Genomic DNA, 23,307 nt, shown 5'->3' with positions numbered 1-23,307 from the left:
CACCGCCCGCGCATGACTCTTCGTTGCGTGCAAAGGCACGCTGAAAAGCCGGGGCACTCATCGTCTCATGATCCTGATCAGGTCGCAAACAAGCACGGCATCATCAGGCATTGATGTCTGCGACCATCCTGACGGCAGGCGATAACAACCGGATGAAATCCGGCCAATCCCCCCGCTTCGCACGCCGGATGCCACTTTTTTAGGCACTCACGGCGATTGTTCCGGTCCCTAGACCGAAATAGGACAGCAAACCTGTCCTATTTCATGTGCTCTATGCCAGAAACCACCCCCCTCCGCAAGAGGCATATCAGCAAATAATAGAGAAGATTTTGCCGAACATTGCCGGAAATTTCCGGCTTTTATAATTTAATTACGGCTTTCGGGCGTTTTCTTCCTTTTGGTTTCAAACTGGTCTCCTGTTGGCCTTTCGGCCGCTGACCGTGATTGATCCGGCTATAAACTCGGCTAAGGTCGGCAAAAGCCGTCGAATTGACGGTGAAACAGGGTGAGAAGTGATGATTTTTTCGTCTGATAACTGGGCTGGCGCCCATCCCGCGATTGCCGAAAGCCTGATGGCGCATGCCGGCGGTTATGCGTCCGCCTATGGCACCAGCGAGCTTGACCGGAAGGTGGAAAAGAAGTTCGCGGAAATCTTCGAAAGAGACGTCGCCGTCTTCTTCGTCGGCACCGGAACGGCCGCCAATTCGCTGGCGCTCGCGAGCGCCCATCGCGCCGGTGGCGTCGCCTTCTGCCATCGCGAGGCGCATGTGATCGCCGACGAATGCGGCGCACCGGAATTCTTCTCGCACGGCTCCAGACTGAAGCCCGTCGATGGTCCCCGCGGCAAGATGGAAGCAGCAAAACTGGAAGCCGAAATCCGCCGCTACCCGCTCGACAATGTCCATGGCGGCCAGCCGGCGGCGGTATCGCTGACGCAGGCGACGGAAAGCGGTACGGTCTATTCGCTCGCCGAAATCGAAGCGATCGCGGCCGTCGCCAAGGGACACAAGCTGCCCCTGCACATGGACGGCGCCCGCTTGGCCAACGCACTGGTCAGCCTCGACGCAACGCCCGCCGAAATGACCTGGAAACGCGGGGTTGATCTCGTCTCCTTCGGCGGCACCAAGAACGGCTGCTGGTGCGCCGAGGCTTTGGTGCTTTTCGATCTCTCCAGGGCGCATGAAATGCACTTCCTGCGCAAGCGCGCAGCCCAGCTCTTCTCCAAGTCGCGCTTTGTCTCGGCGCAGTTCGACGCCTACCTTGCCGGTGATCTCTGGCTGAACCTCGCGCGCCACGCAAACACCATGGCCACGCGTCTTGCCAAGGGCATCGCCGCCTCGAAGGCGAGCCGGCTTGCCTGGCAGGCCGACGCCAACGAGGTCTTCGCTGTTCTGACGAAGGATGTGGCCACGAAGCTTCGGCAGCAGGGGGCCGTCTTCTACGACTGGCCGGTGCCGCATGACCTCGAGGGCAGCCTCACAGAGAACGAAGGTCTCTATCGACTCGTCACCAGTTTTGCGACGAAGGCCGAGGATGTCGACCGCTTCGTTGCCGGCTGCTGAGCGGCATCAGCCCTGCCCCTGCAGCGTCCTCAGATTAGCGAGGATCTCGACCGAGAGCGCCGCACTCAGCTTTCGGTCGACGCCCTTGCTCGGCACCAGCACGAATTCCACGTCTTCGAGCGGCGGCAGGGGACCGCCCGGATTTCCTTCAGCCCCGGCGGCACCATGCTTCGTGGCTGCACAAGCACGCCCATGCCGGCGCGGGCCGCCGCCGTCAGGCCGCTGAGGCTGCCGCAGGTACAGACGATCCGCCACGGCAGGCGGTGGCGGTCGAGCACTTCGAGCGCGACGCTGCGGGTAATGCTCGGCGGCGGAAAGGCGATCAGCGGCAGCACCTTGTCGCGCTTGATCCTCTCGGGATCACGCGCCAACCAGACCAACGGTTCGCGATAGACGAGCTCGCCCCTCTGGTCGCCGAGCCTGCGCTTGGCGAGCACCAGATCGATCTCGCCATTGTCCTGCATCTGGTAGAGCACGCCACTCAGCGCGACTGTGAGTTCCAGATCGACCGACGGATGGGCGCGAACAAAGTCTTCGAGCACCGCCGGCAGCCGGCTCATGACGAAGTCCTCGGAAACGCCGAGACGCAGACGGCCGCGCAGGCTGCTTTCGGCAAAAAGCGCCCGGACCTCGCCGTCGATCGCCAACATCGAGCGCGCATGCGCAAGCAGCGCCTGCCCGTCCGCCGTCAACGAAACGCGGTGGGTATCGCGGGCAACGAGCGTGCGTCCGAGCGAGGCTTCGAGCCGCTGAATATGCTGGCTGACCGTCGATTGCCCGAGCGACAGTTTTTCCGCCGCAAGCGTGAAGCTGCCCATCTGTTCGAGGGCGACGAAACTGCGCAACTGCACGAGATCCAACATGGCTCATCTCATTTCGTGATAACTGTTATTCCTTGCATCCTGCTTCACAATGAGCGATCCCCACAAGACGTTCGTTAACGAGCAAGTGAGCTGACATGCGCCGCTACCTTCCCGATACCTTCACGATCCTGCTTCTGGCGACGGTGCTGCTTGCATCCGTCCTGCCGATCCGCGGCGAAGCGACCGAATGGTTCGGCATGGCGACGAAGGTGGCCGTCGGCATGGTCTTCTTCCTGCACGGCGCGCGTCTGTCGCGCGACGTGGTGATCGCGGGCATTCTGCATTGGCGCCTGCACCTGACGATCCTTGCCTCCACCTTCGTGCTCTTTCCGCTGATCGGCCTTGCGATTGGTTTCGTGCCGGATTCGATCCTGCCGCAGTCGCTTTACACGGGTCTCCTGTTTCTCTGCGTTCTGCCCTCGACCGTGCAGTCGTCGATCGCCTTCACCTCTATGGCGGGGGGCAACGTGCCGGCGGCGATCTGCTCGGCTTCCGCCTCCAACATTTTCGGTATGTTCCTGACCCCGCTTCTCGTCGGGCTGCTGTTTTCCGCCGGCGGGCACGGCACCGTCACGCTCGACGCGGTCAAGCAGATCCTGCTGCAGCTTCTCGCCCCCTTCGTCATCGGCCAGATGCTGCAGCCCTTCATCGGCAACTGGATCCGCGCCCGCAAGGGGCTGTTGGCGCCGGTCGATCGCGGCTCGATCCTGATGGTCGTCTACCTCGCCTTCAGCCAGGCGGTCACTTCGGGCCTCTGGCAGACCTTCTCGCTCACCGATCTCGGCGTGCTCGTCGTCATCGAAATCGTCATGCTGGCGCTCGTGCTCGCCGCCACCATGTTCGGCAGCCGGCTGCTCGGCTTCGACAAGGCCGACGAGATCGCCATCACCTTTTGCGGGTCGAAGAAGAGCCTGGCGAGCGGCGTTCCCATGGCAAGCGCCATCTTCGCCGGCCAGAACATCGGCGCGATCGTGCTGCCCGTCATGCTGTTCCACCAGATCCAGCTCATGGCCTGCGCCGTCATCGCCCAGCGTTACGCCGCCAAGAAACAGGCTGCCGCGATACCCGCGCCCGCACGTGGCTGACCAACAAAAAAGCGGCGCCCGCAAGGGACGCCGCTCTGTCTTGGGAGATTGGTTCTGGCGGACGAAAGTTAGAGGGTCTGTGCCTCGATCTGCTTCGGCTGCGAAGCCACGGACGCAATCTCGATCCGGCGTGGCTTGGCTGCTTCCGGGATCTCGCGGGTGAGATCGATGTGCAGCAAGCCGTTCTTCAGCGAAGCGGACTTGATCTCCACGTGATCGGCGAGCTGGAAGCGGCGCTCGAAGGCGCGCTTGGCAATGCCGCGATGGAGAAACTGGCTTTCCTCGCCCTTTTCTTCGGCCTTTTCGCCCTTGACCGTCAGCGTGTGCTCACGGGCCTCGATCGAAAGTTCGCTCTCGTCAAAGCCGGCAACGGCCATGGTGATGCGATAGGCATTCTCGCCGGTGCGCTCGATGTTGTAGGGCGGATAGGTCTGGGCATCACCCGGCTGGCCGAGGCTATCGAGCATCGTGAACAGGCGGTCGAAACCGACGGTGGAACGGTAAAGGGGGGAGAAATCGAAGTGACGCATGGTGTCCTCCTTGGAGCAACGTTTGCGATGTCTGGTCGGCCACCCCATTCTGGCAGCGGCAGGACCGGTGAACGGACCCGTCTTCGGCGCCCGTGACCCTGATTTGGGGAGGCGATTTCACGACTTCAAGACGCGCCCGTCGACGATTTTTCCGTGAACCCGACATGAACGCCGGCTTCGGCTGCCGTTCAGCCGGGCGGGACTAAAAGAAAATCCTGGGCCGCAAAGCCCAGGCTGAAGTGACATGTCCCTTCCCCTTCAGCGGCCGGAAACGGTGATCGTCCGGATTTCACCCACCGTTTCCGGCTTTTTTCTTTGACGGCGCAGACCCTGCCGCCTATCCCTGATGTTATCGATCAACACGCTCTTTTCCGGCCCCGCCTCAATGACTTCGATCCTCCACGCATCACCGGACAATCCGATCCCGGACAATCATGTGGCAGGCTTCTTCGACGGTGTCGGCGGCCGCAAGATCCGCTATGCGATCTTCAAGACGAAGCAGCCGGTGGCACGCGGAACCGTCGTGCTCCTGCAGGGCCGCAACGAATCGATCGAGAAATATTTCGAGACGATCACGGATCTCACCGCTGCCGGCCTCTGGGTCGCCACCTTCGACTGGCGCGGCCAGGCGGGCTCCGAGCGCCTCTTGCCGCACGCCGGGCGCGGTTACGTCGACCACTTCTCCGACTATGAACGCGACCTCAGCACCTTCCTGGAACAGATCGTGCTGCCGGATACACGCCTGCCCTTCTCGATTGTCGCCCATTCCATGGGCGCGCTCGTGGCGCTGTCATTGGCGCCGATGCTGGCAAGCCGGATCGACCGGCTGGTGGTTCTGGCGCCCTTCGTCGGCCTCGGCGGCCAGGCGCTTGGCGAAAAGAGCATCGCGGCGGTCGCGACCCTCATGCGCCTGGTCGGTCTCGGCGCCCTGCCGGCGCATCCCGACAAGGGCAACCGTCCGTTTGAAAACAACGTTCTGACCGCGGATCGCCGCCGCTACCTGCGCAACATCGCGCTAACCGACGCCCATCCGGACCTGAGGCTCGGCCCACCGACGGCACGGTGGCTGAGCGAAGCCTTCCGCGCCATGCGCCGGATCATCCGTCGCGAGCACCTGACGCGCATCACGCTGCCGACGATCATCCTGGCGCCGACGGCGGATCGCCTGGTGCCGCATCTCGCCGTCGAGTGGCTGGCGCGCAACTTCCGCGCCGCCCAGATGATCCCGATCGACGGCGCCCGCCACGAGCTGCTGCACGAGGCGGATCGTTACCGTGCCCAGGCGATGGCGGCGATCCTCGCCTTCGTCATCCCCGAAGAAGGCGACGCGCGCGAAACCAGCGCCGCTTGAAGCAGGCGGCGCCTTCGCCAATCCTCTGTTTTCATGGATCTCTTGGTCCGCCGCGCGAGAGCGCCGGACGCATCAGCCCTTCAGGATTTCCAGCGCCTGCGCGTGCAGTTCGGCGTTGCCTGCGGCGATGACCTCGCCGCCCATTTCCGCCGGGCCGCCCTGCCAGTTGGTGACGATGCCACCGGCCTGCTCGATCAGCGGGATCAGCCCGCCGACATCATAGGGTTTCAGCCCGCATTCGATCACCAGATCGACATGGCCGGCGGCCAGAAGCGCGAAAGCGTAGCAATCGCAGCCGTAGCGGAAGAGCCGGACCTTGCTTTGCACCGTCTCGTAGCGGGTCTTGAGATCGCCGGCATAGAGATGCGGCGACGTGGTGAAAAGCACTGCATCGTCAAGCGATTGGCAGGCGCGCGTCGAAAGCACCTGTTCGCCGCCCGGTCCGCGGTAAAACGATTTCGTGCCGTCGGCGAAATAGCGCTCGCCGGTGAACGGCTGGTCCATCAGGCCCATGACCGCATCGCCATTGCGATAGAGGCCCACCAGCGTGCCCCACACAGGCAGACCGGAGATGAAGGCGCGCGTGCCGTCGATCGGGTCGATCACCCAGACATATTCGCGGTCGAGACCGACATTGCCGTGCTCTTCGCCGAGGATGCCATGGTCCGGGAAATGCGCCTCGATCAGCGCACGGATCGCCGCTTCCGCCGATTGGTCCGCTTCCGTCACCGGATCGAAGCCGCTTTCCAGCTTGTTGACGACGCTGGTGCCGATCCGGAAGCGCGGCAGGGTTTCCGCCTTGGCGGCATCGGCAAGACGATCGAAGAAGGCGCGGTCGGGCAACATGGCGATCTCTCAAGGAAGAAACGAAGGAAGAGCTTGTTCTGCATAGCCGATATTCGGCGAAAGGCAACGAGGTCCGACTGGAGCATGCGCGCAAAAGTGCGCAGCAGTTTTGCGCTAACGACATGCGACAAATCAGTAACTTAAAAGCGCACGGCGCGAATCTGAACGATCGCGGCGCGCTTTGCGCGCGAGCTCCAGGAGCCGCTATTTAGCGATTCAATCGGTTCAGGCCGCGTTTCCGAGTGAAATTCTTTTGATGCAGCGCAAAAGTTTTCACCGCCGCAACTTGACAATTGTGCAGTGCAATATTAAGGTTTGGGTACAGTCACCTGTGACTGTAAATACCCTCCTTGGGTGTTTCCTCCCTAGACTTGACCGCGCCGTTGGCGCGGTTTTTTTTGAAGCTCCCCGACACAAAATGCGAAGCGCCTCCAGGACATTGCTGGACGCCATGACGCGTGGGTTCGCTGGGAAAGGCTACTCGGCGGCCAGCGGGAGGTAAGCGCCATAGTCCTCGACATGGCGGGCGAGCGACCCGATGAAGGTCGTGAGGTCGGCGACCAACGCGCCGAAGCCCGGCTTGCGCGCCAGCGTCGTCTCGTCGACATAGAGCGCCCGATTGATCTCGATCTGCAGCGCATGCAGCCCGCGGGTCGGGCGTCCGTAATGCTCGGTTATGAAGCCGCCGGCATAGGGCTTGTTGCGCACGACGCTGTAGCCGAGCTGCTGCAACAGATCGACCGCGGCGCGCGACAGCTCGCCGGCGGCACTGGTGCCGTAGCGGTCGCCGATGATGAAGTCGGGTCGCTGGGCGCTGCCGGGCAGATGCACGTTGCCCGGCATCGAATGGCAATCGATCAGCACGGACATGCCGAACTGCACATGGGTGCGCGCGATCAGCTTGCGGAGTGTCGCATGATAGGGCTTGTAGATCGTCTCGATCCGCGTCAGTGCGTCTTCGACCGGGAAGCGTCCGCGATAGATCTCCATGTTCTCGGCGACCAGCCGCGGGATCGTGCCAAGCCCGCCGGCGACGCGCATCGAGCTGATATTGGCATGCGGCGGCAGCGACCCATCGAACATGCGCGGGTCGAGTTCGTAGGGCTCGCGGTTGACGTCGAGGAAGGCGCGCGGAAAATGCGCAAGCAGCATCGGCGCCCCAAGGAAAGTCGCGTTCTGGAACAATTCGTCGACATAATGATCTTCCGACCGGCGTATAGAAAGCGCGTCGAGCCGTGACTGATCGAGGAAACTCTGGGGATAGGCGCGGCCGCTATGCGGCGAATTGAACACAAAGGGAATGCGCTGGATTGGAGGTTCCAGAACCTCGAACAGTTCCCTCTCCGCAAATTCCCCCATCTGTACCCTTTTTTACCATATGCGGTTCTTACAATTGTCATCATGTTGCCAGTTGGCCTGCTCTGTGTCCATAGTGGCCAATCACAGCAATCAGGGGAATTGACGTCCCCTGTTCACGAGATATTTACCGCGTTGCGGTTTGGATAAAACGCCGCAATCTACGCGCAATGAACTGAATAAAGAGAAGCACGGCCCAATTCATGACTGCGAAAATCCTTCTTGCCGAAGACGACAACGACATGCGCCGATTCCTGGTGAAGGCGCTGGAAAAGGCCGGCTACAAGGTCATGTCCTATGACAATGGCGCCAGCGCTTACGACCGGCTTCGCGAAGAGCCCTTCTCGCTTCTCCTGACTGATATCGTCATGCCCGAGATGGACGGCATCGAACTGGCGCGGCGCGCGACGGAACTCGATCCGGACCTCAAGGTCATGTTCATCACCGGCTTTGCCGCTGTCGCGCTTAACCCGGACTCCAAGGCGCCGAAGGATGCCAAGGTGCTTTCGAAGCCCTTCCACCTGCGTGACCTCGTCGACGAGGTCAACAAGATGCTTGCTGCTGCCTGATCAAGGCAGTTTTCCACAGGCGCGCCCTCCCGCGACTGTACAGAATGCGACTTCGAACCGACCGCCGCGATCCACAGGGATCTCCGGCGGTCTTTTCGTTTCAATACCTTAGCGGAAACTCAGGAAATCCGGGGTCCTGCCGGTGCCTCATCAACGCCGGTCCAATACGGAAAATCACCGCCTGGAAATTTCTGTCAAAAAACCTTCGAAAACCCTATTGACGCGACAACGGCTTTTGTGGTCTATGCGCCACATCGGATGGGCGTGTAGCTCAGCGGGAGAGCACTACGTTGACATCGTAGGGGTCACAAGTTCGATCCTTGTCACGCCCACCATTCGAATTCAAAAGGCCTTTCGAGACATCGAAAGGCCTTTTTCGTTTTCCCCCGTTTCTTCCTGGCTGCAGCAGACGAACGGCCCGCTCGCAGCGACCTTGATCAGAACGTTGCGTGCCAAGTTACCCACAGCTGGCGCCACAGCGCCGCGCGTCTTATCAGACGCGCAAGGGTCGCTGTAGAACTTTGAATTCCTGCATGTTTTTGTCCATTAATCGGCTACGATTAAAGGAAACATGCAGTAGGACTTTGGTCCGACAGGGGTCGGCAAAGGTCCGGGGCGCATTGTCGAATCGGTTTCGCGGTGACTTGATGCCGAAGCGCCCGGAAGCACAGCCCGCCTCCTGGGCGCAACCGGTCCCAGAGCGATGCCCCGTAGCCCCAATACGCCGCTCTGGGACCCCGTCTTCTCCTCATCCTGTCGCCATCCATCTGCTATCGCGGCCACCCGCCTGCGGGGACGCGCAGGGTTGGTCTTCCGTCACGAAAATTTGTGGTTTGCGTCATGGAACGCACGCCTTCTCGCCCTAATTTACGTCTGCAATCTCAACGCCTTGCCACGCGCGAGGCGCAAAGCAAGGGACCCCACCAAACAGACGACGGGCAGCATGCCTCGCATCCTTCACCACGAGCGAGTGTGATGCGAAACCGAATACCTCTCCATTCAAAGCGAAAGGAACGGACTATGCCGGCAGTCAAAAACATCGTGCTTGTGCACGGCGCCTGGGGTGACGCCTCCCATTGGCGTCACGTCATCCCCCCGCTGCATGCCAAAGGATACAGAATTGCAGCGGTACAGAACCCGCTCACTTCGCTTGCCGACGACGTCGAGCGCACCCGCAAGCTCGCCGAATCGCTCGAGGGTCCGACCCTGCTCGTCGGGCACTCCTATGGCGGCGCGGTGATCAGCGGCGCTGGTCACGCTTCCAATGTCGTCGGCCTGGTCTATGTCGCCGCTTTCGCGCCGGATGAAGGCGACAGCCTCGGCGGCATCTTTGCAAGGCGCGAGCCGCCGTCCGGCGCTGCCAGCATCCGTCCGGACAAGGACGGTTTCCTCTGGCTGGCGCAGGATACCTTCCGCCAGAGCTTCGGCCAGGATCTCAGCGAGACCGAGGCGCTGGTGATGGCGGTAACCCAGAAGCCGATCGCCGGGCGTTGCTTCGAGGACAAGGCAGGCGCGCCGGCCTGGAAGACGAAACCGAGCTGGTACCAGGTCTCGCGCCACGACAACATGATCCCGCCGGAAACCGAACAGTGGATGGCCGAGCGCATCAAGGCGAAGAAGATCATCACGCTCGATGCCAGCCACGCCTCGCTTGCTTCGCATGCCAAGGAGATCGTGGCGCTGATCGACGAGGCGATCGCGTCGCTCGGCTGAACTTCCGGCAGTGCCGCATCCTGACAAGAGAAGACCCCGTCGGCACCGGGCCGGCGGGGTCTTCTTCCTTCAGCCTCAAACGGGATGCGGCGTCAGGCATAGGCGCCACGCCGGCGCAGCCTCATGGATTTTGGCCCGCGCGAAAACGTATCGAGATCGATCGCCGCCCCTTCCGGCGCGCGGCACACCTCTTCCGGATGCCGGTCGCTCGCTTCGACGGCGAAATGGATCGCGGCGCTTTCGTTGGTAAAGAGACCGCCGACCAGTCCCTTGCGGTCGGAGACGACCCACCAGCCGTGCCGGTCGCGGCCGACGACGAAACGTGCGCGCGCGAGAAAGCCGCGGCGGATCTGCTGCATACTGCCCATGTGGAATGGTTCCTGTTGAAGATCGGAAGAGGTTAGCCGGCGATCCACGGAATGGCGGCCTGGATGCCGTAGGCGAGACCGAGCACGATACCGAGCCGAATACCGATACCGAGAAAGGCGTCGCGCACGGCAGTGTCGCTGCCGCGATGGCTTTCGGTGTGCTCGGCAGTTTGCGTCCGCCGGCGCAGTTCGGCCTGGGCGGCAAGGTGAGGAAGGCGTGACATCATCTGTCTCCTTTGGTGTTCAGGGAAAAATCCGGCCGAGCCTGTTCGAGGCCGGGAGGTAGGTGCGGGCCACCGCCCGTTCAGCTCGCGAGCGAGATGCGCACGCTGCGGCCGATCAGGGTCTCGCCCCTGATTTCGGTCAGCGGTTCGAGCGCTGCGCGGATCTCGGCTGCCGTTTCGGGCGTGACGCCGGTCAATGGAAGCCGAACATCCGGGCTGAGCGCGCGAACGACGTGCAGCGCGTATTTGATCGGCCCCGGATTGGTCTCGCGCTCCAGCGCGAGAAGCAGCGGCCGCAGTCGTTCGTGGATGGCGATCGCTGCCGCTACGTTGCCGGTCGCAATCGCCTGATGCATCGACACCATCAGCCTTGGAACCACATTCGACGCCACCGATATGGTGCCGTGACCGCCGCAGAGATTGAACGGCAGCGCCGTCTGGTCGTGACCCGAGAGCTGGCGGAGCCCGGTCTTCACGGCCGCCGGAGAAGAGAGGAAACGGCCGATGTCGCCGGTTGCATCCTTGATGCCGACAATGCCCGGAAGCTCCGCCAGCCGCTCGAGTGTCCGCGGCGCCAGATCGACGCCGGCGCGCGACGGGACGTTGTAGACGATGATAGGAAGCTCCACCGCCCCGGCAACCGCCTCGAAGTGGCGATAGAGCCCCTCCTGCGACGGCTTGCTGTAGTAGGGCGCAACGACGAGCGCCGCATCGGCCCCGAGCGCCTTGGCTTCCGCCGTCAGTGCGATCGTCGTCTCGGTGCTGTTGGTGCCGGTTCCGGCGATGACGGGGATCTTCCGCTCTGCCACTTCGACGCAGCGTTCGATCACCAGGGCGCGTTCCGCCCGCGACAGCGTCGGCGCTTCGCCGGTGGTGCCGCAGGGAACGAGGCCGGAGACACCATGGCGGATCTGCCATTCGACCAGCGACATCAGGCCGACGACATCGACCTTGCCGTCGCGAAACGGCGTGACGAGCGCCGTGAGCACCCCGTCGAGGCGCAGCGAATGTTTGTTCATGGAATGTGTCCTTCAGGTGGGAAGATGGCCGCAGCCCGCAGCGCCGATGGCAAGCTGGTGGCCGCGGCAGGAGCGCAGGAACGCGCCAAGGATCGCCGCCGCCAGATCCGCGTGCCGCGCTTTGTAGGTGATGCGGCCTGCCCCTGGCGGCTGGTAGCGCAGCGCACAGGTCCAAAGCCCGACTTCGTGGCCAAGCGTGCGCAGGCAGAGTTTCGCCTCCGTCGTGGAGGTCAGGTGTATGACGGCATCGACCAGTGCGTCGGCTGCCATCAGATCGCGGAACCGACGCGACGGCCAATCGTCCCCGGCAAGTCCGGGCAACTCCCGAATGATCCGAACGGCCTCAAAAACATGATGCTCGCGCAGGCGGCGGACCGCCGTCAGCCGCAGGAGCAAGGCATCCAGGGCATCGTGGGCACGCTCGTCACCATCAAGCGGTTCGTGCGCTGCCGAATTGGACGGGCCGCCGAGGGCGTGAACGGGAAGGCTGAAATCGTGCAAAGACATGACACTCATCCGTATTCGATGAGTGAGAGGCTAGCGCCGCCCGGCGTCCGGATTCGATTCCGACTTCGGTTGCCCGGCATAAGATTTCCGTAAAGCTCCCCGATTGCCGCTGTGCAAGGCGCCACCCCGCCGTTAGATTGGCACTGGAAGAGGTGAAAGCCGCACAAAAGCGGGTGCGCAGCGTCGAAATAATCTGACGCGAAAGATGACGTGCACGCAATTTTGCGCTAGTTAGCCCCTTCGGTGGCGATCGGGGATCGCCATTTCCGAGCAATACCCTTGTCCGTGAAGGAACATGCCATGCCTGCCTATCGCTCACGTACCACCACCCACGGCCGCAACATGGCCGGCGCCCGCGGCCTCTGGCGCGCGACGGGCATGAAGGACAGCGATTTTGGCAAGCCGATTATTGCGGTGGTGAACTCGTTCACCCAGTTCGTGCCGGGCCACGTGCACCTGAAGGATCTTGGCCAGCTCGTCGCCCGCGAGATCGAGGCAGCCGGCGGCGTCGCCAAGGAATTCAACACCATCGCCGTCGACGACGGCATCGCCATGGGTCACGACGGCATGCTCTATTCGCTGCCGTCGCGCGAAATCATCGCCGATAGCGTCGAGTACATGGTCAACGCCCACTGCGCCGACGCCATGGTCTGCATCTCCAACTGCGACAAGATCACCCCCGGCATGCTGATGGCGGCACTGCGCCTCAACATTCCCGCCGTCTTCGTTTCCGGCGGCCCGATGGAAGCCGGCAAGGTCGTGCTGCACGGCAAGACGCATGCACTCGACTTGGTCGACGCTATGGTCGCCGCCGCCGACGACAACGTCTCGGACGAGGACGTCAAGGTCATCGAACGTTCCGCCTGCCCGACCTGCGGCTCCTGCTCCGGCATGTTCACGGCCAACTCGATGAACTGTCTGACCGAGGCGCTCGGCCTGTCGCTGCCCGGCAATGGCTCGACGCTCGCCACCCACGCCGACCGCAAGCGCCTGTTCGTCGAAGCCGGTCACCTGGTCGTCGATCTCGCCCGCCGCTACTACGAGCAGGAAGACGAGAACGTGCTGCCGCGCAAGGTCGCCTCCAAGAAGGCCTTCGAAAACGCCATGGCGCTCGATATCGCCATGGGCGGCTCGACCAACACCGTGCTGCACATTCTGGCCGCCGCCCACGAGGGCGAGGTCGATTTCACCATGGCCGACATCGACCGCCTGTCGCGCAAGGTGCCGTGCCTGTCGAAGGTCGCTCCGGCGAAAAGCGACGTGCACATGGAAGATGTGCATCGCGCCGGCGGCATCATGTCGATCCTCGGCGAACTCGAGAAGGGCGGTCTCATCAACCGCGATTGCCCGACAGTTCACAGCGCCACGATCGGCGACGCCATCGACCGCTGGGACATCACCCGCACTACCAGCGAAACCGTTCGCAACTTCTTCCGCGCGGCACCGGGCGGCATCCCGACCCAGGTGGCCTTCAGCCAGGAAGCCCGCTGGGACGAGCTCGACACCGACCGCGAAAAGGGTGTCATCCGCTCGGTCGAGCACCCCTTCTCCAAGGATGGCGGGCTTGCGGTTCTCAAGGGCAACATCGCCATCGACGGCTGCATCGTGAAGACCGCAGGCGTCGACGAGAGCATCCTGAAGTTCTCCGGCCCGGCCCGCGTTTTTGAAAGCCAGGACGCATCGGTCAAGGCGATCCTCGGCAACGAGATCAAGGCCGGCGACGTCGTCGTCATCCGCTATGAAGGCCCGAAGGGCGGCCCGGGCATGCAGGAAATGCTCTATCCGACGAGCTACCTGAAGTCGAAGGGTCTCGGCAAAGCCTGCGCGCTGATCACCGACGGCCGCTTCTCCGGCGGCACCTCGGGCCTGTCGATCGGCCACGTTTCGCCGGAAGCGGCCAACGGCGGCACGATCGGCCTGGTGCGCGAAGGCGACATGATCGACATCGACATCCCGAACCGCACCATCAGCCTGCGCGTCGACGAGGCGGAACTTGCCAAGCGCCGCACCGAGCAAGACGCCCAAGGCTGGAAGCCGACCGAACAACGCAAGCGCAAGGTGACGACCGCGCTGAAGGCCTATGCCGCCTTCGCGACGTCGGCCGACCGCGGTGCCGTGCGCGACCTCGGCGAGCACTGAGCAGCTGTGCTCTGACGGCGCCCCGGCGGCGCAAGGAACAACGAAGGGCTCCCACACGTCGGGGGCCCTTTTTCGTTGATCTCTTTTGCTAGGGATGGGCCCGGCTTTGCCGGAGAGGAAGCATCTGTTATTTTAGTTTACCCTAAAATCATACAGGTGGATCATGGCGGACGAGTCTGGATTGCTCGGCACCTGGAAGATGCTTTCCTGGACGCGCGAGGTCGTCGCCACCGGCGAGGTCAGCGATGCCATGGGTCCTGATCCCATCGGCTATCTCTCGTACTTTCCGGACGGCCGTATGACGGCCGTCGTGGTGAAACGCGATCGGCCGCAACTGAAAGGGCTCGTGCCGTCTCATGACGAGAAGGCGGCACTGTTTGATTCCATGCTCGCTTATTCCGGCTCCTATTCGCTCAAGGACGGTCGGATCATCCATCATGTCGAGGCAAGCTGGAACCCGGCCTGGGGCGTGTCCGACCTGATCCGTCCCTTTGTCCTGCAAGGCGACAAGCTGGTGATCTACGGCGCACCGGGCGTGGACCCGGCGACCGGAGAAGAGGTCATCTACCACCTCGAATTTCGCAAGATGTGACCAGCCTGCCTGCGGGCTTTAGAGGTGGCGCGTCTCCGCCGGCGCGTGGAACCAGTTGTTGTTGCGCCCGTCCATATATTGCACCGGTGCTTCGGCCAGGACCGCCGGGTCGAGGTTGTCGAGGCAGGCGACGTTGACGGAGTAATAGGCGCCGCCGATCTCCTCGATATAGCCGTGGCCGAAGGCGGCAACGCCGCAGGTCCTGCAGAAGCGGTGATGCACGCTGTCGCTGCCGAACTGGTAGTCGGCGATATTGGCTTCGTCGCACTGCAGCCGGAAGGCGTCGGGCTTCACGACCGCCCCCCAGTAGCGCCGCTTCCAGCAAATCGAGCAGTTGCATTTGCCGGTGCCGGCATCGAGGTCGATATCGGCCTCATAGCGGATGTTTCCGCAATGGCAGCTTCCTTTGTAGGTCAGTTTCATAACCGTCGCTCCTGCTTTCCGGGGCCAGGCAGGCCCGCATCTCCGCCCACCCGGTTGACAATATGCTGCCAGGTGAAGCCCATGCAGTGCATGTGCCACATTGACAACATATTGTCAATTAAAGAAGGCTCCCGGTGCGTCGTTCAGAGATGACGAAACTCGGCGGGAGTTTCGTCCCAGCGGTCGTTGCGGCCATCAAGATATTGTACCGACACTTCGGCGAGGATGGACGGATCGACATCGTCGATCGTTGCGACATTGATGCTGCAATAGGCGCCGCCGAGTTCTTCCACGTAGCCATGGCTATAGGAGATGATGCCGCAGGTCGGGCAGAAGCGATGATGGCCCACCTTGGCGCCGAACTGATAGAGCCCAACCTGGTCCTCCGGCGACAGCAGGCGAAAATCCTCCGGCCGGACCTGCGCGCCCCAGTAGCGGGCCTTGGCACAGAACGAGCAGTTGCACCGCGTCGTCCCGTCATCCAGATCGAGAGTCGCCTCGTATCGCACCTTGCCACAATGGCAACCACCCTTGTAAGTCCTTCTCGCCATGCTCTCTTCTCCCTTGCTGAAATGACTTGCTGAAACGATTTCTACATGACAACATGATGTCATACAAAACATCCACACAACGGTGGTGCTGTCAACATGAAAGATCCTGATCGGACGCCCGCCGGCGACGCCTTTGCGGAATTTGCCATATCCGTTCTACGGCTTGCCGGTCCGCTGACGCAGGCCGGTGACGCGCTCGCCAAGCCTTCCGGACAGACGAGCGCCCGCTGGCAGGTGCTCGCCGCGGCAAACCACGCCCCGATGTCAGTTGCCGATGCCGCCCGCGCACTCGGGCTTGCGCGCCAGGGCGTGCAGCGCATTGCCGATCTGCTGGAGGCGGAAGGCCTGATCGCCTACAGGGACAACCCGACCCACCAGAGGGCGAAGCTCATGATCCTGACCGCGACGGGAGAAGCGGCGCTGCTCGCGATCAAGCAGCGGCAGGCGAGCTGGGCGGACAGTCTTGGCGGGGCGCTCGGCGAAAGACGGCTGCGGCAGGCCTCGGCCCTGATCGCCGAGCTAATCGAGGTGCTCAGGGAGCGCCCTGCACCAGAAGCGCCGGAGGACTGACCCGGCGCCGTCAAGCGAGGCTCAGGAGATCTGCGCGCAGGCGATCCGGGCCACCGTCACCGAGCACCGGATCGAGCGCGTCATGGAGGTTCCGCCAGAGCGGCACGGCACGCGCCAGCAGCGCCTGCCCCTCCGGCGTCAGCCGCAATCGCCGCGACCGCCGGTCGTCGGCATCCGGAAAACTCTCCACCAGGCCGCGCCGTTCCAGCGGCTTCAGGGCCGCCGTCAATGTCGTCCGGTCCATGGCCAGCAGCGATGCCACCGCGCCCATGTTCGGCGGCGCCGGGCGGTTGAGCGACATCAGGAGAGAGAATTGTCCGTTGGTGATATCGAGCGGGCGCAGCGCCTCGTCGAACCGGCGGGCAATGGCACGCGCGGCGCGCTGCACATGCAGGCAGAGGCAGGTGTCCTTCACATGCAGGGTAGTATCGAACGAGACGAGCGGCATTTTTGACATGCCCGATTAATGTTGATATCAACATAAATAGTCAAGTGCAACGTTGGAAGGAGGAGCGGGCATGAGACAGGACCACGCAGTGGTATCGCCTGGAGAGTGGCTGAAAGCGCGCAAAGATCTGCTTGCGCTGGAAAAGGAACACACCCACGCGCGCGACAAGGTCAATGCCGCCCGGCTGGCTTTGCCCTGGGTGAAGATGGAAAATACCTACGTCTTCGACACGCCCAGCGGCCGCAAGTCGCTGTCCGAGCTTTTCGATGGCCGCAGCCAACTTATGGTCTACCATTTCATGTTCGGCCCCACCTGGGAGGCCGGCTGCCCCGGCTGCTCCTTCCTGGTCGATCACTTCGCCGGCATGCTGCCGCACCTCAACCATCACGACGTGACGCTGATCGCCGCATCGAACGCGCCGCTCGCAAAGATCGAAGCCTACAAGAAACGCATGGAGTGGCATTTCCCCTGGGTCTCGGCGGAAGGCAACGGCTTCAACCATGATTTCCATGTCGCCTTTTCGGCGGAAGAGCTCGCACGCGGCAGGGTCGGCTACAATTTCACGGACATCGAAAGCGCCGATGCGCATGAGGAACTTCCCGGCCTCAGCGCCTTCCAGAAGGCCGAGGACGGCATGATCTACCACACCTACTCGTCCTATGCCCGCGGGCTCGAGGAACTGGTGGGCACGCTGATGCTGCTCGACCGCGCGCCGAAAGGCCGCAACGAAGACGGCACCATGAGCTTCGTCCGCCGACACGACGAATACGATCGGGAGCCCGGACGCAAGGCGGGCTGACCTCGAGATTGCCGGCGGGCGGAACCTTTCGCCCGCGAGATCGTTTTGACAACGCTCGCATGCCGGGTCGATGACCTGTGCCCGGCCCCAAGAAGGAAATCCCGTGAGAGCAGAACCGGAAGAAGCGCACCGCTGGCTCGAGCAGTTGCTGGGCGACTGGCACATCCGCTCGGCCGGACCCGATGGCGAGCCTGATGGAAGCGGACCTTGGACCGAGCACGTCCGCTCGCTCGAAGGCATGTGGATCGTCTGCGAGGGTCAGGGAACGATGCCGGGCGGCAGTTTCGGCCGGACGTTGATGACCCTCGGCTACAATCCGCAGACGAGACGCTACGTCGGCACCTGGGTCGGCTCGATGATGAGCCACATGTGGATCTATGACGGCGAACTCACCGCAGACGGCACGTCCCTGTCCCTCTATTGCGAGGGGCCGGACTTCGAGAACGCCGGCAGGACCGCGCGCTATCGCGACGTCATCACGATTGCCGGCCAATCCCGTCGCCTGCTGACGTCGCAGGTGCAGGCAGCGGACGGAAGCTGGAAGGACATGATGACGGCGGAATACACGGGCCGGGATTGAAGGCGGGGGCTGAAGACGGCCTGCGGCTTTCCGGTCGCGCCGCCCGATGGCACGCCGACCCGACGACGGCGCATTCGAACAGGCAACCAAGCGGCGCCAGATACGCCGCGCCAGAGCAAACCGGAGGAAGCAATGGCAGATCACGGCAAATTCGTTTGGTACGAACTGATGACCACCGACATGGCGGCCGCCGAAACGTTCTACAAGGACGTGGTCGGCTGGAACGCCAGCGATGCCGGCATGGACGGCATCAGCTACACGTTGTTCAACGTCGGCGAGATTCCGGTGGCGGGACTGATGACCATGCCGGAAGGCGCGCTCGAAATGAAGGTGCCCCCCGCCTGGCTCGGCTATGTCGGCGTCGACGACGTCGATGCGACCGCCGCCAGCGTCGCCGCCAAGGGCGGCAAGGTACACCGGGCGCCGGACGATATCCCAGGCATCGGGCGGTTTGCCGTCGTCACCGACCCGCACGGCGCGGTGTTCGCTATCTTCAAGGGCACCGGTGATCCGCCGCCGGTCACCGACCCGATGGCGCCCGGCCTGATCGGCTGGCACGAACTCGCTGCCGGCGACCTCGACACCGCCTTTCCCTTCTATTCCGAACTCTTCGGCTGGACGAAGGACCAGGGCATGGATATGGGCGACATGGGCGTCTACCAGATTTTTGCCCATGGCGGCGCCCCGATCGGCGGGATGATGACCAAGCCGAAGGAAGTGCCCGCGCCTTACTGGCTCTATTACATCAACGTGCCGGCCATCGATGCCGCCATCGAACGCATCAAGGCCGGCGGCGGCAAGATCGTGCTGGAGCCGATGGAAGTCCCCGGCGGCGCCTGGATCATTCAGGCGCTCGACCCGCAAGGCGCCCTCTTCGCACTGGTCGGAGCGAAGCGCTAAGCCGGGCGGCAGCACAGATCACGTTGCCGTGAAGAGTTGCTGAAGTAAAATGACAGCAGACAAAGTCCAGGCCCGCTTTCGGCAAGAAAACGGGCCTGATTTTTTACGATCATGGACCGGAAAGCGAACACCGAGGTGGCCAAAACTGAGGCCTGCCGTGCGCCGGGCGCATCCCTCGGTTGCGGATTGACCCCTAGTATTTCAGGGTATTTCAAGGTTATTTAACATCTTATACGATAACAGGGGCAGCAAGCACACTGATTTCGGGTGGGTTTCTTGCCGGGGCAAGAATTTGTCGCGATTGTCGAGCAGACGAGCGGCGACATGAGTGGAGCAACTTCGCGCAAATGAGCAACAAGGGCAGCAGCTATGCGTCCCCTCAAAAGGGCGTTGGGGAAGCGCGCACGGCCAAGGCCCTGCGACGCAAGCTGCAATGGCTGGTGGCCATCGTCGTTGCCTGCACGGGCATTCTTGCCACCGAAATTATCGCCGCATCCTATAGCGATTTTGTCATCGCGCGCCGCAACCTGACGGAGGTCACGGCCTTTTGCCGCGTGCTCGACGCCGCAAACTATCTCTCGGCCGAACGCGGCCCTTCCAACGGCATGCTCGGCATCGGCGTGGCGCCCGGATCGGCCGTGGAGACCCGCCTGGCCGAGTTTCGTGCCCGCAGCGACGCAGCCCTCGCCCAGATCACCGCCGACATAGACAATGCCAGCCGCTCCGAACCGGCCGGTGCGCTTTCGCCCATCCTTGCCGAGGTCCGTCGCCGGCTGATGCTCGCCCGTGCGGAAGTCGATCGCATCGCGGTCCTTCCGCCGGAAGAGCGAAACCTGGCCGAAATCGAAGCGACGATCGAAGCCATGTTCGGCGTGATCGACGCGCTCCGCCCCGCGATCGACTGGAACGTTCAGCGTCTGACAAACACGGACCCGAACCTTGCCGGCATTGCCCTTGCAGCCCAGATGCTTTCCAATCTGCGTGAAGATGGTGGTCGGCTCGGCTCGCACGTCATGGCGCCCGTCGCAGTCGGCAAGCCGCTCGCGGTGAAGAACCTGGCCGACAGCGAGCGCACGCGCGGCAGGCTGCAGGAAGTCTGGGCCATCGTCGGCAAGCCGGGCGCCCTTCCCGGCCTCGACCCGGTGAAGATCGGCGACCTCGCCAAGATCGACCGCGAGTTCTTCGGCGAAGGCTTCGCGATCATCGACGGCATCGTCGCCGAGGGTAAGACCTCCGGCGCCTATCCGATGACGGCCGAGCAGTTGACGGACCTCTTCGTTCCAAAAATGAAGCCGCTCGAGGACCTGCGTCGCGCCTTCATGGATTCGACCGTCGAACGCCTCTCCGCCAACAAGACGCGGGCGTCGATCAAGCTCGCGGTCGCGAGCCTTGCGACATTCTCACTCTTCCTGGTGCTGCTGATATTGATGCGACGTGCCCGCTCGCTGGTCTTCGAACCCTTGCTGATCGCCCGCCACAGCATCATCGAGCTTGCCAACGACCGCCCGATCACGCGCCTCCAGGGCAAGGGCGGAGAAGGCGAAATGGGACGGCTGTTCGACGCGATCGACATTCTGCGCCTGCGCCTCGACGAGCGCACGCTGCTGATGCAGCATCTCGAACGCCAGGCGGAAACGGACGAGTTGACCGGCCTGCTCAACCGCCGCGCATTGGAGCTCATCGGCGGTGCGGAAGAGGCGTCCGGCAAGGATCAGGACGCCTGTCTGATCCTGATGGACATCGACCATTTCAAGCAGATCAACGATACCCATGGCCATCTGATCGGCGACATCGTTCTTCAGGAAACCGCCCGCATCATCCGCAACTCCGTGCGCAACTCCGATCTCGTCGCCCGCTTCGGCGGCGAGGAATTTGCCGTGATCACGCCCGGCGACAGCATCGAGTCCGCCCTTGCCCTTGCGGAACGGATCAGGATCAGCCTCGCACGCGAACCGATCGTCCTTGCCGATGGGCAGGAGCTGAACGTCACCGCCAGCTTTGGCGTGGCGGAGGGGCGCAGCGCGAACGGTGGCTGGAAGCACCTGATCGAACTTGCCGACACGGAACTCTATCGCGCCAAGTCGGAAGGTCGCAACCGCGTCTGCGGCCAGCCGGACGAAGCGATCGGCGCACCTTTCACGGCGATGAAATCCGCGCGCGCGTAGCCAGGAAATCGAGCACCACCCGTACGCGCGCCGGCAGCGCGCCGCCCTGCCCATGAAACACCGCATGGAAGGATTCGGTGTCGCCCGGGTTCATGTGCTCGGCAACCGCCACCAGCCGGCCGCAAGCGATATCTTCCTTCACCGTAAACGTCGGCAGCCGCGCCAGGCCCACACCGGCGAGCGCAAGCTGGCGCAAGCCCTCGCCGTCGCTCACGCGGACCTTTTCCGTCGGCGCCACCGTAACCGGCTCTCCATTCGACATCAGCGGCCAGCCATCGACCGAACGCGCATAGCTGTGGCTCAGCCTGTTCATCGCTTCGAGGTCACCGACGCTGTCGGGCGCGCCGAACCGTTCGAGATAGGACGGCGCGCCGACGATCGTCATCGACGTGCTGCCGAGCTTGCGCGCAATCAGGCTCGAAGATTTCAGCGGGCCGGCGCGCACGGCGATGTCGGCCCGCTCCGTCATCAGATCGACCACGGCGTCGGTCTGCAGGATATCGAGCGAGACCGACGGAAAAGCCGAGAGAAACTCCGGCAGGACCGGCATCAGCACATGCGTCGCATAGGAAGCGCTGACGTTCAGGCGCACGCGCCCCTCGGGCGTTTCGCCTGATCCCGCCTCGCGCTCCGCCTCGTTGATGTCGGCAAGGATGCGCACCACCCGCTCGTAGAAGGCACAGCCTTCCGCCGTCATCTGCAGCCGGCGTGTCGACCGGTTGACGAGCCGGACCCCGAGCCTTTCCTCCAGCCTCTGGACGAGTTTGCTGACGGCCGAGGGCGACATGCAGAAGGCCGTCGCCGCGGCGGAGAAACCGCCGAGTTCCACCACCTTGGCAAAGACCGCCATTTCCCCCGAACGATTGATGGGCAGTCGCGACATGTAACTTCAACTCACAAATGATGTTCTTTCATCCGGTCTACATCGCAAATGGTCGCGATACCACCTTCTCCTCATCGGCGAATGACCGACGTCCGGTCTCGCAAGGACAAAACCAACGAGGAGTTTGACCACATGGAATACAGACGGCTTGGATCATCCGGACTGAAGGTACCGGCCTTGAGTTTCGGTGCCGGCACCTTCGGCGGCAAGGGGCCGCTTTTCAGTGCCTGGGGCAACAGCGATGAGGCCGAGGCGCGGCGGCTGATCGACATCTCGCTCGAAGCTGGCGTCAATCTCTTCGACACGGCCGACGTCTATTCCGACGGCGCGTCCGAGAGCGTGCTCGGTGCAGCGATCAAGGGACGGCGTGATGCCGTGCTCATTTCGACCAAGATCGCCCTGCCGATGGGCGACGGGCCGAATGACGCCGGCACCTCGCGCACCCGTCTCGTCAAGGGCGTCGAGGATGCCCTGAAGCGGCTCGGGACCGACTACATCGACCTGCTGCAGTTGCACGCCTTCGACGCCGGAACGCCGGTCGAGGAAACTCTTTCGACCCTCGACGATCTCGTTGCCGCCGGCAAGCTGCGCTACGTCGGCGCATCCAACTTCGCCGGCTGGCAACTGATGAAGTCGCTGGCGGTCTCGGAAAGGCACGGCCTCGTGCGCCATGTCGCCCACCAGGTCTATTATTCGCTCGTCGGCCGAGACTACGAATGGGAACTGATGCCGCTTGGCGCCGACCAGGGCGTCGGCGCGCTGGTCTGGAGCCCGCTCGGCTGGGGGCGTCTCACCGGCAAGATCCGGCGCGGCAAGCCGTGGCCCGAAGGCAGCCGCCTGCACGACACGGCGGTCTTCGGCCCGCCGGTCGATGACGAGAAACTCTACGACGTCGTCGACGTGCTCGATCAGCTCGCCGAAGAAACCGGCAGGACGATCCCGCAGATCGCCATCAACTGGCTGCTGCAGCGCCCGACAGTCTCGAGCGTCATCATCGGCGCCCGCAACGAGGAGCAGCTTCGCCAGAACCTCGGTGCCGTCGGCTGGTCGCTGTCGCCGGAGCAGATCGCCCGGCTCGACGAGGCAAGCAAAACGACGCCGGCCTATCCCTACTTCCCCTATTACCGCCAGGAAGGTTTCGCGCGGATCAACCCGCCGCTCGTTTGACTGGCAGAAAACGGCCCACATGTCGCACGCCCGCTCGGGCGTGCGAAAGCCTTGCGCAGCCTTGATTTTCCCCGTGCGCTTTCGCGCTTGCATTCTC

Annotated in this window: 24 protein-coding genes, 1 tRNA gene and 1 pseudogene; 14 read left to right on the top strand and 12 right to left on the bottom strand. The window is 63.1% G+C overall.

The window, feature by feature from the left end:
• The first annotated feature begins 515 nt into the window (after positions 1 to 515).
• On the top strand, positions 516 to 1,562 hold the full coding sequence (locus tag XB14_RS00825) for a threonine aldolase family protein (protein ID WP_077959735.1): 1,047 nt from the start codon (positions 516 to 518) through the stop codon (positions 1,560 to 1,562).
• A 6-nt stretch (positions 1,563 to 1,568) separates the two neighbouring features.
• On the opposite strand, the pseudogene XB14_RS00820 reads toward XB14_RS00825, so the two are convergent.
• Positions 1,569 to 2,425 (bottom strand): annotated as a pseudogene (locus tag XB14_RS00820) (LysR substrate-binding domain-containing protein).
• 95 nt (positions 2,426 to 2,520) lie between these two features.
• Here XB14_RS00820 and XB14_RS00815 point away from each other — a divergent pair.
• On the top strand, positions 2,521 to 3,510 hold the full coding sequence (locus XB14_RS00815) for a bile acid:sodium symporter family protein (RefSeq protein WP_077959734.1): 990 nt from the start codon (positions 2,521 to 2,523) through the stop codon (positions 3,508 to 3,510).
• Between the two features lie 68 nt (positions 3,511 to 3,578).
• Here XB14_RS00815 and XB14_RS00810 read toward each other — a convergent pair whose 3' ends face one another.
• Entirely contained in the window at positions 3,579 to 4,040 is a 462-nt protein-coding gene (locus tag XB14_RS00810) for an Hsp20 family protein (protein WP_077959733.1), read from the bottom strand.
• 385 nt (positions 4,041 to 4,425) lie between these two features.
• Between XB14_RS00810 and XB14_RS00805 the strand changes: the two genes are divergently transcribed.
• Entirely contained in the window at positions 4,426 to 5,391 is a 966-nt protein-coding gene (locus tag XB14_RS00805; RefSeq protein ID WP_077959889.1) for an alpha/beta fold hydrolase, read from the top strand.
• A 72-nt stretch (positions 5,392 to 5,463) separates the two neighbouring features.
• Here XB14_RS00805 and hisN read toward each other — a convergent pair whose 3' ends face one another.
• Together hisN and XB14_RS00795 are read right to left on the bottom strand one after the other, a co-directional pair.
• Positions 5,464 to 6,237 (bottom strand): histidinol-phosphatase, encoded by a 774-nt coding sequence (hisN, locus tag XB14_RS00800; RefSeq protein WP_077959732.1) that lies wholly within the window; start codon positions 6,235 to 6,237, stop codon positions 5,464 to 5,466.
• Between the two features lie 477 nt (positions 6,238 to 6,714).
• On the bottom strand, positions 6,715 to 7,596 hold the full coding sequence (locus XB14_RS00795) for an N-formylglutamate amidohydrolase (RefSeq protein WP_077959731.1): 882 nt from the start codon (positions 7,594 to 7,596) through the stop codon (positions 6,715 to 6,717).
• A gap of 200 nt (positions 7,597 to 7,796) precedes the next feature.
• Between XB14_RS00795 and cpdR1 the strand changes: the two genes are divergently transcribed.
• The 3 genes from cpdR1 to XB14_RS00775 all read left to right on the top strand — a co-directional run bounded on the left by cpdR1 (position 7,797) and on the right by XB14_RS00775 (position 9,875).
• Positions 7,797 to 8,162 (top strand): response regulator CpdR1, encoded by a 366-nt coding sequence (gene cpdR1 / locus XB14_RS00790; RefSeq protein ID WP_034786813.1) that lies wholly within the window; start codon positions 7,797 to 7,799, stop codon positions 8,160 to 8,162.
• Between the two features lie 260 nt (positions 8,163 to 8,422).
• Positions 8,423 to 8,497, top strand: a tRNA-Val gene (locus XB14_RS00785).
• Between the two features lie 685 nt (positions 8,498 to 9,182).
• Positions 9,183 to 9,875, top strand: a complete 693-nt coding sequence (locus tag XB14_RS00775) for an alpha/beta fold hydrolase (RefSeq protein WP_077959729.1) — start codon at positions 9,183 to 9,185, stop codon at positions 9,873 to 9,875.
• A gap of 92 nt (positions 9,876 to 9,967) precedes the next feature.
• On the opposite strand, the gene XB14_RS00770 is transcribed toward XB14_RS00775, so the two are convergent.
• From XB14_RS00770 to XB14_RS00755, 4 genes are all read right to left on the bottom strand, one after another.
• Entirely contained in the window at positions 9,968 to 10,243 is a 276-nt protein-coding gene (locus XB14_RS00770; RefSeq protein ID WP_077959728.1) for a hypothetical protein, read from the bottom strand.
• Between the two features lie 32 nt (positions 10,244 to 10,275).
• Positions 10,276 to 10,467 carry a hypothetical protein gene (locus tag XB14_RS00765; RefSeq protein ID WP_077959727.1) on the bottom strand — a complete coding sequence of 64 codons (192 nt, stop codon included), beginning with the start codon at positions 10,465 to 10,467 and terminating at the stop codon, positions 10,276 to 10,278.
• Positions 10,468 to 10,547: 80 nt separating this feature from the next.
• Positions 10,548 to 11,486, bottom strand: a complete 939-nt coding sequence (gene dapA, locus XB14_RS00760; protein ID WP_077959726.1) for a 4-hydroxy-tetrahydrodipicolinate synthase — start codon at positions 11,484 to 11,486, stop codon at positions 10,548 to 10,550.
• Positions 11,487 to 11,498: 12 nt separating this feature from the next.
• Entirely contained in the window at positions 11,499 to 11,993 is a 495-nt protein-coding gene (locus XB14_RS00755) for a hypothetical protein (RefSeq protein ID WP_077959725.1), read from the bottom strand.
• A gap of 300 nt (positions 11,994 to 12,293) precedes the next feature.
• Here XB14_RS00755 and ilvD point away from each other — a divergent pair, with 300 nt between their 5' ends.
• Positions 12,294 to 14,132, top strand: coding sequence for a dihydroxy-acid dehydratase (gene ilvD / locus XB14_RS00750; RefSeq protein WP_077959724.1), 1,839 nt, complete (start codon positions 12,294 to 12,296; stop codon positions 14,130 to 14,132).
• A 163-nt stretch (positions 14,133 to 14,295) separates the two neighbouring features.
• Positions 14,296 to 14,724 carry a lipocalin-like domain-containing protein gene (locus XB14_RS00745; RefSeq protein ID WP_077959723.1) on the top strand — a complete coding sequence of 143 codons (429 nt, stop codon included), beginning with the start codon at positions 14,296 to 14,298 and terminating at the stop codon, positions 14,722 to 14,724.
• Positions 14,725 to 14,742: 18 nt separating this feature from the next.
• Here the strand turns inward: XB14_RS00745 and XB14_RS00740 are convergent, their stop codons facing one another.
• Together XB14_RS00740 and XB14_RS00735 are read right to left on the bottom strand one after the other, a co-directional pair.
• Positions 14,743 to 15,147, bottom strand: coding sequence for a GFA family protein (locus tag XB14_RS00740; protein ID WP_077959722.1), 405 nt, complete (start codon positions 15,145 to 15,147; stop codon positions 14,743 to 14,745).
• A 143-nt stretch (positions 15,148 to 15,290) separates the two neighbouring features.
• Entirely contained in the window at positions 15,291 to 15,698 is a 408-nt protein-coding gene (locus XB14_RS00735; protein WP_077959721.1) for a GFA family protein, read from the bottom strand.
• Positions 15,699 to 15,794: 96 nt separating this feature from the next.
• Between XB14_RS00735 and XB14_RS00730 the strand changes: the two genes are divergently transcribed.
• The gene (locus XB14_RS00730) at positions 15,795 to 16,268 is read left to right on the top strand and encodes a MarR family winged helix-turn-helix transcriptional regulator (protein WP_077959720.1); all 474 of its coding nucleotides are present in this window, start codon (positions 15,795 to 15,797) and stop codon (positions 16,266 to 16,268) included.
• Between the two features lie 10 nt (positions 16,269 to 16,278).
• Here the strand turns inward: XB14_RS00730 and XB14_RS00725 are convergent, their stop codons facing one another.
• On the bottom strand, positions 16,279 to 16,725 hold the full coding sequence (locus tag XB14_RS00725) for a MarR family winged helix-turn-helix transcriptional regulator (RefSeq protein ID WP_077959719.1): 447 nt from the start codon (positions 16,723 to 16,725) through the stop codon (positions 16,279 to 16,281).
• 61 nt (positions 16,726 to 16,786) lie between these two features.
• Between XB14_RS00725 and XB14_RS00720 the strand changes: the two genes are divergently transcribed.
• The 4 genes from XB14_RS00720 to XB14_RS00705 all read left to right on the top strand — a co-directional run bounded on the left by XB14_RS00720 (position 16,787) and on the right by XB14_RS00705 (position 21,160).
• Positions 16,787 to 17,515, top strand: coding sequence for a DUF899 domain-containing protein (locus tag XB14_RS00720; protein ID WP_077959718.1), 729 nt, complete (start codon positions 16,787 to 16,789; stop codon positions 17,513 to 17,515).
• A gap of 103 nt (positions 17,516 to 17,618) precedes the next feature.
• Positions 17,619 to 18,095 carry a DUF1579 domain-containing protein gene (locus tag XB14_RS00715; RefSeq protein ID WP_077959717.1) on the top strand — a complete coding sequence of 159 codons (477 nt, stop codon included), beginning with the start codon at positions 17,619 to 17,621 and terminating at the stop codon, positions 18,093 to 18,095.
• Between the two features lie 132 nt (positions 18,096 to 18,227).
• Complete coding sequence (locus tag XB14_RS00710; protein WP_077959716.1) at positions 18,228 to 18,995, top strand: VOC family protein; 768 nt, start codon at positions 18,228 to 18,230, stop codon at positions 18,993 to 18,995.
• Positions 18,996 to 19,342: 347 nt separating this feature from the next.
• Positions 19,343 to 21,160, top strand: coding sequence for a GGDEF domain-containing protein (locus XB14_RS00705; RefSeq protein ID WP_077959715.1), 1,818 nt, complete (start codon positions 19,343 to 19,345; stop codon positions 21,158 to 21,160).
• Here XB14_RS00705 and XB14_RS00700 read toward each other — a convergent pair.
• Complete coding sequence (locus XB14_RS00700; RefSeq protein WP_077959714.1) at positions 21,132 to 22,043, bottom strand: LysR family transcriptional regulator; 912 nt, start codon at positions 22,041 to 22,043, stop codon at positions 21,132 to 21,134. The two genes, XB14_RS00705 and XB14_RS00700, sit on opposite strands and share 29 nt — an antisense overlap.
• A 132-nt stretch (positions 22,044 to 22,175) precedes the next feature.
• Here XB14_RS00700 and XB14_RS00695 point away from each other — a divergent pair, with 132 nt between their 5' ends.
• Positions 22,176 to 23,210: an aldo/keto reductase gene (locus tag XB14_RS00695; RefSeq protein ID WP_077959888.1), complete on the top strand. Its 1,035-nt coding sequence runs from the start codon at positions 22,176 to 22,178 to the stop codon at positions 23,208 to 23,210.
• Positions 23,211 to 23,307 lie beyond the last annotated feature (97 nt).

It is taken from the genome of Ensifer adhaerens (genome assembly GCF_002007205.1).
Lineage (GTDB): Bacteria > Pseudomonadota > Alphaproteobacteria > Rhizobiales > Rhizobiaceae > Ensifer > Ensifer adhaerens_D.
The sequence above is the reverse complement of the archived record's forward strand: the minus strand, read 5'-3'. Positions and strand labels throughout refer to the sequence as shown.

Coding starts and splice junctions, on each gene's coding strand:
- XB14_RS00810 (WP_077959733.1), bottom strand. CDS start 4,040: ATGCGTCACTTCGATTTCTCCCCCCTTTACCGTTCCACCGTCGGTTTC.
- XB14_RS00720 (WP_077959718.1), top strand. CDS start 16,787: ATGAGACAGGACCACGCAGTGGTATCGCCTGGAGAGTGGCTGAAAGCG.
- XB14_RS00700 (WP_077959714.1), bottom strand. CDS start 22,043: ATGTCGCGACTGCCCATCAATCGTTCGGGGGAAATGGCGGTCTTTGCC.
- XB14_RS00730 (WP_077959720.1), top strand. CDS start 15,795: ATGAAAGATCCTGATCGGACGCCCGCCGGCGACGCCTTTGCGGAATTT.
- XB14_RS00745 (WP_077959723.1), top strand. CDS start 14,296: ATGGCGGACGAGTCTGGATTGCTCGGCACCTGGAAGATGCTTTCCTGG.
- XB14_RS00695 (WP_077959888.1), top strand. CDS start 22,176: ATGGAATACAGACGGCTTGGATCATCCGGACTGAAGGTACCGGCCTTG.
- XB14_RS00770 (WP_077959728.1), bottom strand. CDS start 10,243: ATGGGCAGTATGCAGCAGATCCGCCGCGGCTTTCTCGCGCGCGCACGT.
- XB14_RS00735 (WP_077959721.1), bottom strand. CDS start 15,698: ATGGCGAGAAGGACTTACAAGGGTGGTTGCCATTGTGGCAAGGTGCGA.
- XB14_RS00725 (WP_077959719.1), bottom strand. CDS start 16,725: ATGTCAAAAATGCCGCTCGTCTCGTTCGATACTACCCTGCATGTGAAG.
- dapA (WP_077959726.1), bottom strand. CDS start 11,486: ATGAACAAACATTCGCTGCGCCTCGACGGGGTGCTCACGGCGCTCGTC.
- XB14_RS00755 (WP_077959725.1), bottom strand. CDS start 11,993: ATGTCTTTGCACGATTTCAGCCTTCCCGTTCACGCCCTCGGCGGCCCG.
- XB14_RS00705 (WP_077959715.1), top strand. CDS start 19,343: ATGAGCAACAAGGGCAGCAGCTATGCGTCCCCTCAAAAGGGCGTTGGG.
- XB14_RS00805 (WP_077959889.1), top strand. CDS start 4,426: ATGACTTCGATCCTCCACGCATCACCGGACAATCCGATCCCGGACAAT.
- XB14_RS00795 (WP_077959731.1), bottom strand. CDS start 7,596: ATGGGGGAATTTGCGGAGAGGGAACTGTTCGAGGTTCTGGAACCTCCA.
- XB14_RS00740 (WP_077959722.1), bottom strand. CDS start 15,147: ATGAAACTGACCTACAAAGGAAGCTGCCATTGCGGAAACATCCGCTAT.
- XB14_RS00710 (WP_077959716.1), top strand. CDS start 18,228: ATGGCAGATCACGGCAAATTCGTTTGGTACGAACTGATGACCACCGAC.
- XB14_RS00815 (WP_077959734.1), top strand. CDS start 2,521: ATGCGCCGCTACCTTCCCGATACCTTCACGATCCTGCTTCTGGCGACG.
- XB14_RS00765 (WP_077959727.1), bottom strand. CDS start 10,467: ATGTCACGCCTTCCTCACCTTGCCGCCCAGGCCGAACTGCGCCGGCGG.
- hisN (WP_077959732.1), bottom strand. CDS start 6,237: ATGTTGCCCGACCGCGCCTTCTTCGATCGTCTTGCCGATGCCGCCAAG.
- XB14_RS00825 (WP_077959735.1), top strand. CDS start 516: ATGATTTTTTCGTCTGATAACTGGGCTGGCGCCCATCCCGCGATTGCC.
- ilvD (WP_077959724.1), top strand. CDS start 12,294: ATGCCTGCCTATCGCTCACGTACCACCACCCACGGCCGCAACATGGCC.
- cpdR1 (WP_034786813.1), top strand. CDS start 7,797: ATGACTGCGAAAATCCTTCTTGCCGAAGACGACAACGACATGCGCCGA.
- XB14_RS00775 (WP_077959729.1), top strand. CDS start 9,183: ATGCCGGCAGTCAAAAACATCGTGCTTGTGCACGGCGCCTGGGGTGAC.